Below are 16,206 nucleotides of genomic sequence, written 5' to 3' on the forward strand. Positions count from 1 at the left end.
ACTAAGTAAATTAATAAGTTACTAACACGAGGGGGTGTTGTTTATAAATCACGAAATGGTGATCTGCCAAACCGGGGGGCATTTCAGGGCGTTGCTTCGTGTATAGACAACAGGGTGAAAGAAAATAACGTAGCGAGGCAAGCCCTCGTGCCGAAATGACTAAACTATCGCTCGCAACAATGTTTTTTAAGTGAACGGTAACGTCGGCTATATGCCAGAAGTGGATCTGTTCTAGAATCTAGTAGCTAGAACCTAGAGTCTAAAATTCTGTTGGGAACTAATTACGCTATTTCTCGTTCTTAACTGAATTAACGCTATATAGGGTGAGGTTGATGCAGATTGTTAACATACTGATTATGTTTCTGATTATGCTTATGTTAGCAGCGTTGCTTCGCCCTTTGGCTAGCCGTTTGCATCTGCCATATAGCCTTGTGTTGGTTTTTGCCGGTTTTATTGGATCGGAAGTGATCACATCTCTGGGTTACGATACAGGGCTACGATGGCAACACTTCCAGTTGCTAGTGTTCTATATTTTTCTCCCTGTATTAATTTTTGAGGCTGCGCTGCATATTGATGCGAAACGCCTTTGTAAAAAATTACTCCCCATTCTGCTTTTATCGACCCCCCTTATGCTACTGGCTACGGCGGTCAGCGCTGTGTTTCTCTACTATGGTATCGGTTACCCTAATCACTACCCTGTGCTGGCGGCGTTGCTCACCGGTGCTCTGCTTTCAGCTACCGACCCTGCTGCTGTGATCTCTTTACTGAAGAAGGCTGGCGTCTCAGAGGATCTTATTTTGCTGATGGAAGGTGAGAGCCTGTTTAACGATGCCAGCGCCATTATGATGTTTGGTTTGATTTCCAGTTTATTGTTAATGCCTGAGGGCGATTTCTCCTTCAGTTATGCAGCCCTCTCTTTCGCAAAGATTTTCTTCGGTGGTATTGCGGTAGGTGGCGCTGTTTTAGTGATTCTTGGAGGTTGCTTTTATCTGGTTAAAGACAGTTTTAGTCGCATGGTCTTTATGCTCAGCGGAGCTTATGCCGGTTATGTGATTGCGGAGTCCGTTCTACATGTGTCTGGGGTTATGTGTGTATTGGTTACGGGGGTCGGTTTTGGTGAATTGATCCGCCGTTACTCGCGTGATGAGCAGAAGATAAGGTTGTCTAACCACTGGTTGTTCGCCGGAGAATTATCCAGCGCAATGATCTTTCTATTGTTAGGTGTTACGGTCACATTGGCCATGTTTCAGCAGCAATGGTTGGCAATGCTGCTAGGCATCGCAGCTGTACTGATTGCCCGAGGGGTGGGGCTTGTCATTATCGGACCGCTGATTAACGTTATTCCCGGAACAAGGTTAAACTGGAAAGACCATTGCATCATCTATTGGGGAGGGCTGCGTGGTGCGGTCACTATCGCTTTGGCATTATCTCTACCGCTTGAATTAGATGCCTGGTTTACCATTCAGTCTATTGCTTACGGTGTGGTAATGTTCTCACTCTGTGTTCAGGCAACGTCAACACCTTGGTTGTTGACGAAGCTAGCCCGAAAGGAAAAGGAAGGAAAATAAAATGCGTTGTCATGAAGTGGATTATGAAATCATCGGTGAGTCACTCCAGGTAGTTGAAGTTGAACTTGATCCAGGTGAAAAGGTGATTGCCGAAGCCGGCATGATGAACTACATGGAAGAGGGAATATCTTTCGAAACCAAAATGGGTGATGGTTCGGAGCCTGATCAGGGGCTGATGGGTAAGCTGTTTTCTGCTGGTAAACGAATGGTCATGGGCGAGTCTGTGTTTATGACCCATTTTTTTAACGAGGGCCAAGGTAAACAACGGGTCGCTTTTGCTGCTCCATACCCTGGTAGCATTGTTCCGCTCAACCTTGCTGATTTTGGTGAGAAAGTCATCTGCCAGAAAGACGCTTTTCTTTGTGCGGCATTAGGCACCAAAGTTGAGATCGCATTTTCTAAGAAAATTGGTGCAGGTTTCTTTGGTGGTGAAGGTTTTATTCTGCAAAAGTTGGAAGGCGATGGCATGGCCTTCATGCAGGCAGGTGGTACAGTCGTGCGCAAAGAATTGAACAATGAAACATTGCGTGTGGACACAGGGTGTTTGGTAGGCTTTACCGAAGGAATTGAGTACGACATAGAGATGGTTAAAGGACTAAAATCTATGATCTTTGGTGGTGAGGGATTATGGTTAGCCACCCTTAAGGGGACTGGGTCTGTCTGGGTTCAAAGCCTGCCATTCTCGAGGCTTGCTGATCGACTGATCGCTTCTGCGCCAGCTTCTGGTGGTTCGGATAAAGGCGAGGGTTCTGTATTAGGTGGTATTGGTCGTATGTTAGATGGTGATTGAGTCGCCTTAATAACCCTGTAACAGCTATGACAATGACAATAAAAGTAGGTATATTTATCTGCTTTAGTTTACCCGGTAGCGTAAGCATGGGGTTGTTGTGTTGTTACAGGTGTTATCTTGAGAAACAAACTGGTCATTACCCTGACAACGGTTTATGGGTCACGCCAATATACATTTAATCAGGTAGCCAAATATCTTTTGGCTATTTTTATTGTCCTGTCCGCGATCAGTTTTTTCGTCTCTAATGCCTTATTGGTTGTAAAAACTGATGACTTAGCTGACTTGGAAGAAGATCATCAGGTACTGACTGAGAACTATGAACTTATGGTGGGTTCTCAGCAGCTTTATATTGAAGAGTTGAAAGACCTGAGTTTGTCTCTCAGCTCGCTCAAAGAAGAGAAAAATCAGCTCAAAGAGGAAAACCTGAGAATAGGTGAACTCAATGCATCGTTAGACAACTCCCTGTATGGACTTCAAGAGTTGTTGGGTTTGAGCGATGAAGGCGAGATAGATGCGCTTCGGGCTGAAGAGTTAACCATCGAAGCAAATAAAAGGCTGTTTTTTTTACACAGTATTCCCAACGGTGTGCCTATTCAGGCGATCCGTATTTCGGATAAATTTGGTTCGAGGATTCATCCGGTTAAGAAGAAACGGGTGATGCATCACGGTATCGATTTTAAAGCGAACCGTGGAACTCCTATCTACGCGACTGCGGATGGGGTTGTTGAATTTGGCGGTTATCACAAATCCAGTGGTTTTGGAAAACTGATCATTTTGCAGCATAATTTTGGTTTCAAGACGTACTTTGCGCATCTGGACGCAGTCAAAGTGAAAAGTGGAGAGTTTGTCAGTAAAGGACAGCTGATAGGTTTAAGTGGTAATACAGGTTTATCGACGGGCCCTCATCTGCATTATGAGATCAGGCACCTGTTTACCCCGATTAATCCGGAACCTTTTCTCTCCTGGAATATAACTAATTTTGACACTTTGTTTACAAAGGTTAAGGGCGTTAAATGGGCATCATTAAAAGAAATGTACCCGCTAAATCAGCACAGTCAGCTATCACAATAATTGCTGAAGGCAACAAATTCTGTGGTGATATGAGCATTGTCGGAAAAATGCATATCGATGGTGCATTTGAAGGTAATGTTTCCTCTTTGGACAGTATCTCTATCGGCAAATCAGGCCATGTTCGCGGCTTGATCAAAGCACGTAGCGTTGATGTATGTGGGCTATTAGAAGGCGAAGTTATCTGCGATGAACTGCATATTGATGCGGGTGGTCAGGTAAGAGCCACCGTTGAAAGTAAGCAGATGTCTATTCATCCTCAGGGCTGCTTCCTTGGTGAGCGCCGTCTTAAAGAAGTGACCGCTTTAAATGATGACGGTCACAAGATTGAGACGGGGATGGACGCAATTGATTCTTTGCCTGACAAAGTGGTATTGGATCAGAAGTCTGACTAATAGGCATCAAATAGCACAGTTACGGGAATTTAACAGGGTTGTTACATGTGTGAACTTTTGGGCATGAGTGCGAATGTGCCTACTGATATTTGCTTTTCATTTGCAGGTTTAATGCAAAGGGGCGGAGGTACCGGGCCCCATAAAGATGGTTGGGGTATTGCTTTTTATGAGGGTAAAGGCGCTCGTTGTTTTCATGACCCCAACCCCAGTGTTGATTCCAAAATTGCTAACCTGATCAAAGAACACCCAATAAAAAGTCACGTTGTTATTAGTCATATACGCCAGGCAAATGTTGGTAATATTTGTCTGGAGAATACCCATCCCTTCCAGCGAGAGCTTTGGGGGTTTACCTGGACTTTTGCCCATAACGGTCAATTAGATAAGTCCCTCTTTGACCTGGAGTTGGGCACCTATGAACCTGTAGGGACCACTGATAGCGAGTATGCATTCTGTTGGCTATTAGGCCAGATCAGAGAACGATTCCCTAAAAGGCCTGATAATTTTGCAGAGGTTTCGGCATTCATCCACGAACGATGCGAGCAACTGCGCAAGCTGGGTGTGTTTAATATGCTATTGACCGAATCAACACACCTTTTTGCTTTTTGTGGCAGTAAGCTTTCTTGGATTACCCGGAAGGCTCCTTTCGGAGAAGCCAGCCTGACAGACTGCGAACTCACGGTTGATTTTATGAAAGAAACGACACCCAATGATATCGTCACGGTTATCGCAACAGTGCCATTGACCGATAATGAAGAGTGGGTGGCACTCGAGCCGGGTGAATTGGTAACCTTCGTGGAAGGTATTGTTCAATAGGCGTGGCGTCATCCATTCCAAAGGAGAACGTCGGTGACAGCAGAGACGGACTTTCTAAAAAAGCTGCAGGGTGAGATCGACAGTTGTAACAGTCTCGTAGAACTGTGGCGGGAGGCTTGCCAGGAGTTCGCCTTTAAAGATGCCTTTACCAATATGGGCGCAAGTCTGACTTATGCAGAGCTTGACCACTATTCAGATCATCTGGCTTCTTATCTTCAGAATTGTACCGATCTTAAAGCCGGAGACCGTATAGCAATACAGTTGCCGAACACTTTGCAGTTTCCTGTTGCGGTACTTGCATCGATTAAAGCGGGGTTGGTTGTTGTCAACACTAACCCTTTATATACGGCTGATGAAACGACTCAACAGTTTAATGATGCAGGTGTAAAAGCGGTTATTGTTTTGGCCAATTCGGCTTATTTACTGGAAAAGGTGCTACCGATCACCTCTCTGGAAACCGTGATTGTCACTCAATTAGGCGATCTGCATCCCTTTCCCCGACGTCAGGCGATAAACTTTGCAGCTAAATATGTACGCAAAATTGTCCCCCGTTATCGGTTAAAGGGGGCTGTTAAGCTACGTGATGCCTTAACACGTGGCGCGAAGCTCGAGCTAAAGCCGATTGAGTGTTCGGTTAACGATCCCGCCTTAATTCAGTATACGGTGGGCACCACTGGGCAGCCAAAGGGGGCTGTTTTAAGTCACCGAAATCTGATTTCCAATGTTATGCAGATTAAGGGGCGATTGCCTGAATCTCTTCGCATTGGCGAGGAAATAGCGATAGCCCCTCTGCCGATCTATCATATTTATGGCTTTATCCTGAATTGCCTGGTGATGCCAATGATGGGGGCTCAGGTTGTCCTGATTACTAATCCGAGAGATACGAGTGGCTTTGTGAATGAACTTGGACGCTGGGATTTCACGGTTTTCTCCGGCATCAATGCGCTGTTTGTTTCCCTTTGTCGTAATGCCGCATTTTCGCAGTTGGATATGACCCGGTTAAAACTGACACTATCGGGTGGGGGCGCACTGACTAAAGCGATGAGTGATGAATGGGAGCGGATTACAGGCTGCCCTATTGTGCAAGGTTATGGCTTGACCGAGGCCTCTCCGGTCGTTTCAGTTGCGGATATCCATCAACCTTTCGGTTCTGTCGGGCAACCCTTACCCTTAACGGAAGTGAAAATAGTCGGCGAACAAGGGGAGGACCTTTGTTCCGGTGAAACCGGCGAGTTGTATGTTAAAGGTCCTCAGGTAATGCAGGGCTATTGGGAAACGAATGATAAAATACCCGATAGTGAAGGATGGCTAGCGACGGGTGATATTGCCCGGTTAGCCGATGATGGCAGCATCAGAATTGTGGATCGAAAAAAAGATATCATTAATATTTCGGGCTTTCCTGTTTATCCAAATGAATTGGAAAATATCATCTCTAGCCATCCTGATGTTATTGAATGTGCTGTGATAGGCCTGCCTGATGATTGTTCAGGGGAGGTGGTGAAGCTATTCGTTGTCACATCTAACCATCGACTTTCTGTGAAGCAGGTTCGAGACTACTGTCGTGAGCGATTAACCTCTTACAAGGTTCCGCGCTTAGTTGAATTTCGTACTCACCTACCTAAATCTAACGTGGGTAAAGTCCTGCGTCGTACCCTTCTGGAAGAAGAACTGAACCGTTTGCAGAAACAAAGAAAGCGGATATAGTTAATATCTTATTAATTATAGGGGCGGGCTATGAAGAATCTTCAGATTCTATTGGACTACCTGTTTATTCTTCTAGGTTGTGCAAGTCTCGCCTTTGGTATTGTGATGTTTCTCGCACCAAGCCAGGTGCCTGCTGGTGGGCCCCCAGGACTCGCAATACTGGGTAATTATGCCCTTGGTGTAAGTCCAGGCATTATACTGTTTCTAGTGAATGCCCCCCTGGTTCTGGCCGGTTACCGTTTTCTGGGAAATAAGCTCTTTATACGCTCGCTTATTGTCGTAACCCTGACAGCTCTGTTTACCGATAGCTTACCTGTTCTTTTTGAACTTCCTGATCTGGGGGATAACCGCCTACTCAATGCGCTTTATGGTGGGGTGCTGGTTGGATTAGGTATCGGTTTGATGTTTAAATCCGGCTCTTCATCAGGTGGATGGAGTATTCTCGCCAGACTCATTGCTAACAAAATGAACCTCAGCCTTGGGCAGTGCCTGTTCTTTATGGATGCTGCTGTTATTCTACTATCAGCGGTGGTTTTTCAGGATTTTGAAGCTGCAATGCTGGGTGGCGTTGCAGTATTCGTTACTGGGCGCATGGTTGATCTGATTGTTTCGGGCTCTTCAGATATAAAAGTTGTACATATCTCCTGCTGGAAAGCGGACCGCCTTAAGCCAATTATCGAACAGCAGATGGGTATCTCTGGCTCTGTCGTAAAAGCGACGAGTATGAAAAGCGGTGGGGAAAAAGAGATCCTGTTTCTGATTATCGAGAAAACTCAATTAGTGCCTATCCGTAAACTGGTTGAAAAGCATGATCCGGAAGCTTACCTGGTTGTGATGAATGCCATGGAGGTTTATGGCACAGGGGCTAGAGTTTAAAGAACCTTTTAATCTGTCTGGAATATCTTACAAGCTGTACACTTATTAAAATTATTAACATATTAATATATTAACTATTCTGTGCTGTGAAGTTCTAAATGACTGATATTAAACCCTCAAAGTCGGATATCGGGTTTACCGAGTTCGTCGCCTTAATGGCATTCGTGACTTGCTTTGTCGCTATGGCAATCGATCTGATGTTGCCTGCTCTCTCTTACATCGGCAATGACCTGGGTGTTGCAAGGCCAAATGATACTCAGTTGATCATTTCGGTCATTTTTCTTGGTGTGGCCTTTGGGCAGGTGCTTTATGGGCCTCTGTCAGATGTCGTTGGGCGGAAGCCAGCGATCTATCTGGGTTTTTCTGTGTTCATTATTGGGACTTTAATGTCGATTCTGGCCCAGAGTATGGAAATGATGTTGCTTGGGCGTCTGTTCCAGGGGCTCGGGGCGGCAGGTCCGCGAATCGTGACGGTAGCAATCGTCAGGGATAAACACAAAGGGCCACAGATGGCGCGGGTCATGTCGTTGATCATGACGGTATTTATTTTGGTACCTGTGGTCGCACCTATTATCGGTCAAGGTATTTTGATGATCGCCGATTGGCGGATGATCTTTGTCTTTCTTCTCCTAATGGCTCTGTTAATTCTTGGTTGGTTTGGGGTAAGGCTTCCCGAAACCTTAGAACAAGAGAAGCGTCAGAGTTTCTCTGTTACTAAATTGTCGGATAGCTTTAAAGAAGTCATCGCTAATAAAACTGCGATGGCCTATGTGATATCACTGGGTTTGGTTTTTGGCGCTTTTCTGGCTTTTTTGAGTTCGGTTCAGCAAGTCTTGCAGGACCTATATGAGCTGGGAGCCGCGTTTCCTTTCTACTTTGCTGTGCTGGCGATGGGGATAGGGGCGTCTAATTTCCTGAATGCGAAACTGGTGATGCGTTTCGGTATGAAGCGTTTAGTGATGTTTGCTCAAGTGGGATCTTCTGTGCTTTCAGCGCTGGCACTATTAGCCATGGTTTGGCTAGGTGCTGTTCCGCCTCTGTGGTTTTTGATGAGTTATTTTATGCTTCTGCTGATGGGAGTAGGGTTACTTTTTGGTAATCTTAACGCGCTTTCAATGGAGCCTTTTGGGCATATTGCGGGGTTAGCTTCCAGTTTCGTTGGGGTCGTATCTACGTTGATGGCAGTCATTCTCGGTATGATTGTAGGTCAGGCATTTAACGGCACGGTCGTACCTTTGATGTTAGGATTTGTGGTGCTCCCTGGTATCGCTTTTTTTGTTACCCGATGGGCAGTTGCGCAGGCTAATTTAGAGGGGAAAGAGTAATGGATCGTTATCTGGATGATTTCAGTGTTGGGGATAAGTTTTTAGCGCCGGGCTTTACGCTGAGTGAAGGACAAATTCTGGATTATGCGCTGACTTATGATCCGCAGCCTATTCATATCGATGCGCTTCATGCAGCTGAAGGACCTTATGGCGGGATTATCGCCAGTGGTTTTCAGACTCTGTCTCTGTGTTTTCGGATGATGATTCAAACAAGGGTCTTCGAGACGGTTAGCCTGGGTGGCCCAGGTCTAGATGAGCTACGTTTCCTTGCACCCGTGCGACCGGGGGATACGATCAATACAGAGGCTGAGATTGTTTCAGTGACACAGTCAAAGTCTAAACCTGATAGGGGTGTGCTGAAAATTCAGGTATCGGGGTTCAACCAGCATAAAGATAAAGTGATTAGCTTTATCGTCATAATGATGGGCAGGCGACAGTAAAAAAACGGGCATATTTTCTAACATATGCCCTGAACAGGGCTGGCGAGAAGCACAGGTATCGCCAGCATCTAAGGATAAAGTTTCAGCGCAACAATATGCGCTAATGCTGATAGCTAAGGGCTGGAAACCCAGCCCGAAATCAGTTTAGCTTAGTTTTGCCAGCAGGGTTTTTAGGTGGCTTTTAAGCTGATCAGTTTGTTCTTCGGATAGGTCGCTTAGAAGCTCGGCTTCTTCAGACAAAGCCAGTTGTTGCATCTGGGAACCTATCTCGGCACCTTTGCTGGTGACCTTTAAGGTGTCATTGTCCTGAAACTCGATAAGACCTTTCTTCACCATCCAATCAGCTGTTTCACGTAAAGCCACTTCTGGCTGTAGAACCATGCCGGTGAGATCACTAATTTTGATGGCAGGGCAGCTAATCATGCGTGCCAAAATGCGCCATTCTTCTGGTGTTACATCACACTCTTTCTTCAGTTTAGGGTAAAGATCGGAGCTGAAGCGCTGATAAGAGGCGCGCAGAAGGTATAGCAGGTAATCGCCTACAAAATCGCCTTCAATCGCACTTGGGTCGCAAGGAGAGGATTTAACCATTTCCGGATGCTGGCTGGAGATAGCGTAACTGCCTCGCGCAAATACCAGTGGCTCAACACCATCGTTGTAGCGGTATTCTTTAACTTCACCCACCAGAATCAAGTGATCACCGCCTTCATACACGGCCCAGGTCTTACATTCAAACTGTGCGGCATATTCATCAAGAACTGGAGCGCCACCCAGACCTGCTGAGTAACTTGCATTAGCAAACTTGTCTTCACCGCGGCTGGCAAAATTATTTGAAGTGCTAACCTGGTCACGCCCAAGTACGTTAACCGCAAAATACTCTGCATTCTCGAAAGTGCTAAGGCTGTGTGCGCCTTTATCAATACTCCACAGAACTAATGTTGGATCAATCGATACAGAGTTGAAGCTGCTTGCCGTTACTCCAACAGGATTACCATCAGCATCTAGTGCAGTAATCACGGTTACACCTGTAGGGAACTGAGAAAGCGCTCGGCGGAAATCTCTTGGATCAAATTCTGTAGACATAGAGTGTCACCTTCGTAATTTAGGGCGTTATTATTCTCGTTCTTTCTCTGAGAAAGTTTACATATTAACTAATTATAGAGTGCTCTCAGAGAGGTTAAATATATTTTTCACTGCTTTGGTTGTACTTTTCATAGTTAATAATCTGGCTGTTATGTTTCTTATGACAGTAATTAGTTTTTTAATTTATTGATATATATGGTTATTTTTTATTCTCTCTGTATTGCCCGGCAGTTACGCCTGCATTTCTGCGAAAGAATCGTGCGAAGTATGCAGGGTCTTTAAAACCTAACTGGTAACTTATTTCTGTAATGGGCGAAGATGAGAAAGTTAACAATCGCCTAGCTTCCTGCATCAGACGATCCATAATCAGGCGTTTCGAAGGTAATCCGGCTAAACGGCGGCAGATCTCATTAAGTCTGGCTTCTGTCACGCTGATCATTTCAGAATACTGTTTAAGCGTGAGGTGCTCTCTATAGTGATTCTCAATCAATTCATTGAACCGGTGGAAAATACGTACATCTTCTTTACGCGTCTTCAACTGCGGCTGGCTTTGGTCCGCTAGTCTGAAAATATCGATGAGGACCAACTGCAATAATGCTTTCAGCGCGACTGTGTGTTCTGTATTGGTCAGGTCGTTCTCATCAGCCATCAAGCTAAGGAGGTGAAGCATCCGCTTTGCTGTGGTGTTTCTATCGGGATCCAGTGCTACGCAAAGGGGATGTGTCATAAAGCTGTTGCTTCCCCAGCCTGTGGGTACCAGCCCTCCCATTAATTCCCATACCAATTGCTGCCTGGCGGTAATGACATGACCTTTAGCTTTGTTATCGGTAACGAATGCATGCGGAACGGTTGGTGGGGTCAAGAAAAACATAGGTCCCTGGACCGTGTAGCTGGTTTCATCTAAGTGTACCCGGACCGTTCCGCTCAGAATGACGTGGATCTGATAGAAACGATCGTGGTGATGAACTGGCATATTACGTCCAAAAAAATCGGCGAGCTTCTCAAGATGCTCATAGTGGATCTCTGCATCTATATAGTGCTGATCATATGCATGCCCAATATCGATATTTGGGATGTCGTCAGAAGAATTCAGAGGCTGGGCCAGAGAGGTTGATTCGCTGCTCATAGAATACCGGTCGCTGCTATTAAACATCTATATACAGTTTAGTGAATATACAGAGGAGATAAAGTTAAATTTCTTTCCTTTGTGCAAGTCTATAATTGGGCGTTGCTTTTTTAATAAGCTGTATTCTTTTAAATCAATTAGTTAGGTTTATTTTTTGGCTGGTTGTGTGTGTTTTTTGATCTAATTGATTTATATATTAACTATCAAAAGTACAATAAAGGCTGTGAAATATCCATTTTAAATAGGGTTTTATCCATCAATAATGTATCCAACGATAGGGCAGGCAGCGCTTCTTCTTCACCGCAATGCGCTTTCTGTCACAACAAAAAAACAATGAGAAGGTAAAGACGATGGAAAGACCAAATCCAATGCTCGATGAGCTGAAAAAGATTCTGCCTACGATCGCTGAGAATGCTGTTGAAGCTGAAAAGCTACGTCGAGTACCTGACGAAAATATCCGTCTTCTGAAATCTATCAACCTACACCGTGCTTTCTTGCCAAAGGTTTATGGTGGTCTTGAACTATCTCTGCCAGAAGTGACTGATTGTATAGCGGCATTAGCGGGTGCTTGTGGTGGTACTGCATGGGCTTTCAGCCTTCTAATAACCCATAATCATCAGATGGCTATGTTCTCGAAACAGGCTCAGGATGAGTTCTGGGGTGAGAATCCAGATGCAACAGCAAGTAGCTCTATCGCACCATTTGGTAAGGTGGAAGAGTGCGAAGGTGGTGTAATCTTTAACGGTGACATGAAGTGGAGCTCTGGTTGCGATCATGCTGAGTGGGCTATTCTTGGCTTCTTGCGTGACAACAAAGAAACGGGTGAGAAAGATTACTGCTTTGGTGTTGTTCCAAGCTCTGATTATGAAATCATTGACGATTGGTACTCTGCAGGTATGAAGCCTTCCGGTACTAAAACACTACGAATCAATGATAATACGTTCATCCCTGAGCACCGTATTGAAAAAGCTAAAGCAATGATGACTGGCGCATCTTCTGGTTTTGGTCTTTACCCGGATTCTAAGATCTACTACACGCCTTATCGTCCATACTTTGCATGCGGTTTCGCATCCATGGCGCTTGGTATTGCTGAACGTATGCTGGAGGTCTTCAAAAACCTGACTAAGAACCGTACACGTGCTTACACTATGGCGGCTTCTGGTAAAGAGATTCCACCGCTGATGCGTCTGGCTGAATCGACTCACCAGGTTATGGCTGCGCGCGCTCTGATGGAAAAAACCTGGGATGAGCACAAAGCATTCGGTGAGCAGAAGCGTTATCCAACGGATGATGAGCTGGCGTTCTGGCGTACTAATCAGGCTTATGCAGTTAAGATGTGCTGTGAAGCGGTTAACCGCTTGTTCGAAGTATCGGGCGGAAGCACCTGGATTCACGATAATGAAATCCAGCGTCTATGGCGTGACTGCAACATGACAGCTGCCCATGCATATACTGATTACGACGTATGTAAGCAGATTCTGGGTCGCTCTCTGATGGGAATGGAAGCAGATCCAACGATGGTTTAACTTTCTGATTTGATAAAAACCCGCGTTTATCGCGGGTTTTTTATTTGTATCGTATTACGCTAGAATAATAATTAACATATTAATTAAGTTGTTTCGTATTAACAGTTTCTTTGGAATTGCTTGAAACAGCTTATTCATATCTTTTACGGATACTTTTCTTGTCTTTACTCGGGTGAATTGAGCCGCATGCAGGACTTTACATATATTCTGTCTTTAACCAGTCCAACCTTTATTCTCATTCTGCTGGGCTTTATCGCGGTTAGATTTGGTTTTCTGGAAAAGGAAAATGTCCGGACTCTGGCATGGTTTGTGGTGAACTTCGGCTTGCCAGCCGCCATGTTTAAAGCGCTTAGCTCTCGTTCGTTTCAGGATATTCTGCATTACGATTATCTTCTGATCTTTGGTTTGGGCTCGTTGATCTCTTTTTTGCTGTTGTTCTTTTTAGCAAAATTCAAGAATAAGACTCTGACCGAATGTGCGCTGTTTGGTTTGGGGGGGAGTATTTCGAATAGCCTTATGGTGGGATTTCCTATCATCATGCAGCTTTTTGGTGATGCTGCGTTGGTGCCCTTTGCTTTGACGCTGATCGTTGAAAACCTTTTCATACTTCCTTTGGCATTGGCGCTTGCTGATACCGGACAGCATCAAGGGAGCAGCTTTACTAAAGCGCTTCTGAAGTCATTACCGCAATTAGCGAAAAACCCGATTATTGCCTCTATAGCGCTAGGGCTTTGTAGTTCAGCGCTCAACTGGCAACCGCCGGAATTTGTGGGAAGGGTGATTGATATGTTGTCAGTTACCGTCGGCGGTGTCGCCTTGTTTGCGATAGGTGGCATGTTAGTCGGATTGAAGCCGAAAGGGATGCTAACTGATATTTCTAGTATCGTACTCGGTAAACTGATTATTCATCCTCTATCTGTGTTTGCGATGATGATGCTTTTTCCACCTATGCAACCGCTGTTTCAGAATGTTGCAATCATTTTGGCTTGTATGCCGATGTTCAGTATCTATGCGGTCATTGGAATGCGTTACAACATGGGTGGGCTTTGCTCTGCTGTATTGCTGCCTGCAACGCTTATGGCTTTTGTCACGATAAATCTGGTTATTTGGATACTGGGTGTTCAGTAAGGCTGAACTAACGCGCAAATAAAGAAATATAAAATTACTTAACTTGTTAACTAAATTGAAATAAGGTAGGCTTAATGCAATTCAGTAGAAGTCAAAACGACCTACCTTGTGAGAAGAGAAGGCTATGAAACTACAGTTAAATGATTCCAGTCTGTTACAGACACAAGCGTTTATTAACGGTGAATGGGTGAATGGTGATGCCGGTGAGACATTCCCAGTATCTAACCCAGCAACAGGCGAAGTGATTGCCGAAGTAGCCAGTGTTGGTGCAGAAGAAACTGCGCGCACTATCGATCTGGCTGAAGCCGCAATGAGCGCATGGAAGAAACTGGCGCCGGCTGAGCGTTCTGGCATCCTGGAGCGTTGGTATGATTTGATCATTGAAAATACTGATGATCTGGCAGCGATCATGACTTTAGAGCAGGGTAAGCCGCTGTTTGAAGCGAAAGGCGAAGTGATGTACGGCGCGTCTTATCTGAAATGGTTTGCTGAAGAAGGTAAGCGCATTTATGGTGATGTTCTGCCTTCTCCAGGTGATCGCCGTAGCATCGTTATCAAGCAGCCTGTGGGTGTAGTTGCAGCGATTACGCCTTGGAACTTCCCAAATGCAATGATCACTCGTAAGGCTGCGCCTGCACTCGCAGCCGGTTGTTCAATTCTTCTTAAGCCAGCAGCGGAAACTCCTCTATCTGCATTGGCGTTGGCAGAATTGTCTAAGCGCGCTGGTGTGCCAGCGGGTCTGTTCAATGTACTGCCGACTAAGTCCTCTTCGACTGTGGGTGGTGAAATGACCTCAAACACTAAAGTTAAGAAGCTGACTTTCACCGGTTCTACACCGATCGGCAAGCTGCTGATCAAGCAGTGCGCGGATACCGTTAAGCGTACCTCTATGGAGCTGGGTGGTAATGCGCCAGTTATTGTATTTGATGATGCTGATCTGGATCTGGCGGTAAAAGGTGCGCTGGCATCAAAGTACCGTAACTCTGGGCAGACATGTATCTGTGCAAACCGTCTACTGGTTCAGGAAGGCATTTACGACCAGTTTGTTGAGAAGTTTGCTGCTGCAGTTAAAGAATTCAAACTGGGCCACGGTTTTGATGAAGAAGCGACGCATGGTCCTGTGGTATCTAAGAAAGCGTTGTCTGATATCGATGCGATCGTTCAGAATGCAGTAGAGCAGGGAGCGAATGTTGTCGCTGGTGGTAAGCCATCTGAGCTGGGCAACTGCTTCTATGAGCCGACTATTCTGACAGATGTGAATGACAAAATGAGCATCTTTGGTGAAGAGATCTTTGGCCCGGTTGCGCCTGTCTTCAAGTTCAGTACTGAAGAGGAAGCAATCGCAATGGCAAATGATACCGAATTTGGCCTGGCTTCCTACGTATTTACTCAGAATCTTGGCCGTATCTGGCGCGTATCTGAAGGGATCGAGTACGGTATGGTTGGGGTTAATGAAACAGCAATTAGCTCAGAAGTGATCCCATTTGGCGGTGTGAAAGAGTCTGGTCAGGGCCGTGAAGGTTCTAAGTACGGCTTGGAAGATTACCTGGAAACGAAGTACATCTGTATGGGCGGGTTATAAAAAGGTTATCGCTTAACCTTGCTTTTAAAAGGCGCCATGAGGCGCCTTTTTTAGTTTCCAGAGCTTTTGAGGTGAGTTGCTTGATCATCACAAAGGTTGTTTTTAAGAGCTTCGATGCATGCATCACAGTGTGCTTTTCCTCTTCCCAATTGCTCCCAATCTTTTTTATCTCTACCAGAAAAGTCCAAAAAACGTTTCAGGCACTTTGAGCAGGACGTTGGCTCATCAGTTTGGCTAGACATATGTATCCTTGTATTTGAAGTCTTTGCTTTAGTTAACCATAAATTAGAAAAACGCCAATTAAACGATGATAGTAGATGCGAATTCGATCTACATCTATTAGTAGTTTCTGATGGATGGTATTTTTATTGAACGATTGTTAAAATAGCCGTGCATTTTTTGTGGTTGTATCGATGTAAATGTTTAATGAAATACCTGACTAAAACCCGAAAGTTGATGTCTGGCGCAAGTAAGCGCTTCTGGATTTTCTGGTTACCTCTGACCTTTGTAGGTCTTATCGCTGTATACCTTGCCTTTGTGCTGCTCGAGAAAGTGGTTGCTGAGCGACTTGATGCAAGCATCGAGTCGTCTGCACGTTTGGTGCAGGCGCAACTTCAGAACGATCTCAGGGAAGCTGTAGTTGATCTGGATTTTATTTCGCAAAGCCGTTTGGTTCGAGAGTATTTGATCTCTCCAACACAGGGGAGAAAAGTTTATCTGGATTCATTTTTCAGTAACTTTGCACTTAGTCATAAGCACTATGGGCAGATCCGCCTTCTATC

The 16,206-nt window shown here is 45.1% G+C and carries 15 protein-coding genes; 13 read left to right on the forward strand and 2 right to left on the reverse strand.

What is annotated here, in order from left to right:
* Positions 1 to 332 precede the first annotated feature (332 nt).
* The 9 genes from MED92_RS15140 to MED92_RS15180 all read left to right on the forward strand — a co-directional run bounded on the left by MED92_RS15140 (position 333) and on the right by MED92_RS15180 (position 8,979).
* Positions 333 to 1,568 carry a cation:proton antiporter gene (locus tag MED92_RS15140; RefSeq protein ID WP_007022449.1) on the forward strand — a complete coding sequence of 412 codons (1,236 nt, stop codon included), beginning with the start codon at positions 333 to 335 and terminating at the stop codon, positions 1,566 to 1,568.
* Position 1,569: 1 nt separating this feature from the next.
* Positions 1,570 to 2,358 (forward strand): TIGR00266 family protein, encoded by a 789-nt coding sequence (locus tag MED92_RS15145; protein WP_007022450.1) that lies wholly within the window; start codon positions 1,570 to 1,572, stop codon positions 2,356 to 2,358.
* Between the two features lie 117 nt (positions 2,359 to 2,475).
* Complete coding sequence (locus tag MED92_RS15150) at positions 2,476 to 3,429, forward strand: M23 family metallopeptidase (RefSeq protein ID WP_007022451.1); 954 nt, start codon at positions 2,476 to 2,478, stop codon at positions 3,427 to 3,429.
* A gap of 29 nt (positions 3,430 to 3,458) precedes the next feature.
* Positions 3,459 to 3,821 (forward strand): bactofilin family protein, encoded by a 363-nt coding sequence (locus MED92_RS15155; RefSeq protein ID WP_007022452.1) that lies wholly within the window; start codon positions 3,459 to 3,461, stop codon positions 3,819 to 3,821.
* A 45-nt stretch (positions 3,822 to 3,866) separates the two neighbouring features.
* Positions 3,867 to 4,634, forward strand: coding sequence for a class II glutamine amidotransferase (locus MED92_RS15160; protein WP_007022453.1), 768 nt, complete (start codon positions 3,867 to 3,869; stop codon positions 4,632 to 4,634).
* A 33-nt stretch (positions 4,635 to 4,667) separates the two neighbouring features.
* Positions 4,668 to 6,338: an AMP-binding protein gene (locus tag MED92_RS15165; RefSeq protein ID WP_007022454.1), complete on the forward strand. Its 1,671-nt coding sequence runs from the start codon at positions 4,668 to 4,670 to the stop codon at positions 6,336 to 6,338.
* A 30-nt stretch (positions 6,339 to 6,368) separates the two neighbouring features.
* On the forward strand, positions 6,369 to 7,214 hold the full coding sequence (locus MED92_RS15170; protein ID WP_007022455.1) for a YitT family protein: 846 nt from the start codon (positions 6,369 to 6,371) through the stop codon (positions 7,212 to 7,214).
* Between the two features lie 98 nt (positions 7,215 to 7,312).
* Positions 7,313 to 8,539: a multidrug effflux MFS transporter gene (locus tag MED92_RS15175; RefSeq protein WP_007022456.1), complete on the forward strand. Its 1,227-nt coding sequence runs from the start codon at positions 7,313 to 7,315 to the stop codon at positions 8,537 to 8,539.
* Entirely contained in the window at positions 8,539 to 8,979 is a 441-nt protein-coding gene (locus MED92_RS15180; protein ID WP_007022457.1) for a MaoC family dehydratase, read from the forward strand. Before MED92_RS15175 ends, MED92_RS15180 begins: the two co-directional genes overlap by 1 nt.
* A 144-nt stretch (positions 8,980 to 9,123) precedes the next feature.
* Here the strand turns inward: MED92_RS15180 and MED92_RS15185 are convergent, their stop codons facing one another.
* Entirely contained in the window at positions 9,124 to 10,062 is a 939-nt protein-coding gene (locus tag MED92_RS15185; RefSeq protein WP_007022458.1) for a flavin reductase, read from the reverse strand.
* 199 nt (positions 10,063 to 10,261) lie between these two features.
* The gene (gene hpaA, locus MED92_RS15190) at positions 10,262 to 11,188 is read right to left on the reverse strand and encodes a 4-hydroxyphenylacetate catabolism regulatory protein HpaA (protein ID WP_007022459.1); all 927 of its coding nucleotides are present in this window, start codon (positions 11,186 to 11,188) and stop codon (positions 10,262 to 10,264) included.
* 350 nt (positions 11,189 to 11,538) lie between these two features.
* On the opposite strand from hpaA, the gene MED92_RS15195 reads away from it, so the two are divergent.
* The 4 genes from MED92_RS15195 to MED92_RS19095 all read left to right on the forward strand — a co-directional run.
* Positions 11,539 to 12,714 (forward strand): p-hydroxyphenylacetate 3-hydroxylase oxygenase component, encoded by a 1,176-nt coding sequence (locus MED92_RS15195; RefSeq protein ID WP_007022460.1) that lies wholly within the window; start codon positions 11,539 to 11,541, stop codon positions 12,712 to 12,714.
* 186 nt (positions 12,715 to 12,900) lie between these two features.
* Complete coding sequence (locus MED92_RS15200; RefSeq protein WP_007022461.1) at positions 12,901 to 13,842, forward strand: AEC family transporter; 942 nt, start codon at positions 12,901 to 12,903, stop codon at positions 13,840 to 13,842.
* 124 nt (positions 13,843 to 13,966) lie between these two features.
* A complete protein-coding gene (locus tag MED92_RS15205; protein WP_007022462.1) occupies positions 13,967 to 15,424 on the forward strand; it encodes an NAD-dependent succinate-semialdehyde dehydrogenase in 1,458 nt (485 codons plus the stop codon).
* 426 nt (positions 15,425 to 15,850) lie between these two features.
* On the forward strand, positions 15,851 to 16,206 hold a 356-nt coding region (locus MED92_RS19095), incomplete at its 3' end, for a hypothetical protein (protein ID WP_007022464.1).

Origin of the sequence: Neptuniibacter caesariensis (assembly GCF_000153345.1) — a bacterium.
Taxonomy (GTDB): domain Bacteria; phylum Pseudomonadota; class Gammaproteobacteria; order Pseudomonadales; family Balneatricaceae; genus Neptuniibacter; species Neptuniibacter caesariensis.

Excerpts from the sequence above, each read along its gene's own strand:
- MED92_RS15140 (WP_007022449.1), top strand. The coding sequence starts at position 333 with ATGCAGATTGTTAACATACTGATTATGTTTCTGATTATGCTTATGTTA.
- MED92_RS15145 (WP_007022450.1), top strand. The coding sequence starts at position 1,570 with ATGCGTTGTCATGAAGTGGATTATGAAATCATCGGTGAGTCACTCCAG.
- MED92_RS15155 (WP_007022452.1), top strand. The coding sequence starts at position 3,459 with ATGAGCATTGTCGGAAAAATGCATATCGATGGTGCATTTGAAGGTAAT.
- MED92_RS15160 (WP_007022453.1), top strand. The coding sequence starts at position 3,867 with ATGTGTGAACTTTTGGGCATGAGTGCGAATGTGCCTACTGATATTTGC.
- MED92_RS15170 (WP_007022455.1), top strand. The coding sequence starts at position 6,369 with ATGAAGAATCTTCAGATTCTATTGGACTACCTGTTTATTCTTCTAGGT.
- MED92_RS15175 (WP_007022456.1), top strand. The coding sequence starts at position 7,313 with ATGACTGATATTAAACCCTCAAAGTCGGATATCGGGTTTACCGAGTTC.
- MED92_RS15180 (WP_007022457.1), top strand. The coding sequence starts at position 8,539 with ATGGATCGTTATCTGGATGATTTCAGTGTTGGGGATAAGTTTTTAGCG.
- MED92_RS15185 (WP_007022458.1), bottom strand. The coding sequence starts at position 10,062 with ATGTCTACAGAATTTGATCCAAGAGATTTCCGCCGAGCGCTTTCTCAG.
- hpaA (WP_007022459.1), bottom strand. The coding sequence starts at position 11,188 with ATGAGCAGCGAATCAACCTCTCTGGCCCAGCCTCTGAATTCTTCTGAC.
- MED92_RS15195 (WP_007022460.1), top strand. The coding sequence starts at position 11,539 with ATGGAAAGACCAAATCCAATGCTCGATGAGCTGAAAAAGATTCTGCCT.
- MED92_RS15200 (WP_007022461.1), top strand. The coding sequence starts at position 12,901 with ATGCAGGACTTTACATATATTCTGTCTTTAACCAGTCCAACCTTTATT.
- MED92_RS15205 (WP_007022462.1), top strand. The coding sequence starts at position 13,967 with ATGAAACTACAGTTAAATGATTCCAGTCTGTTACAGACACAAGCGTTT.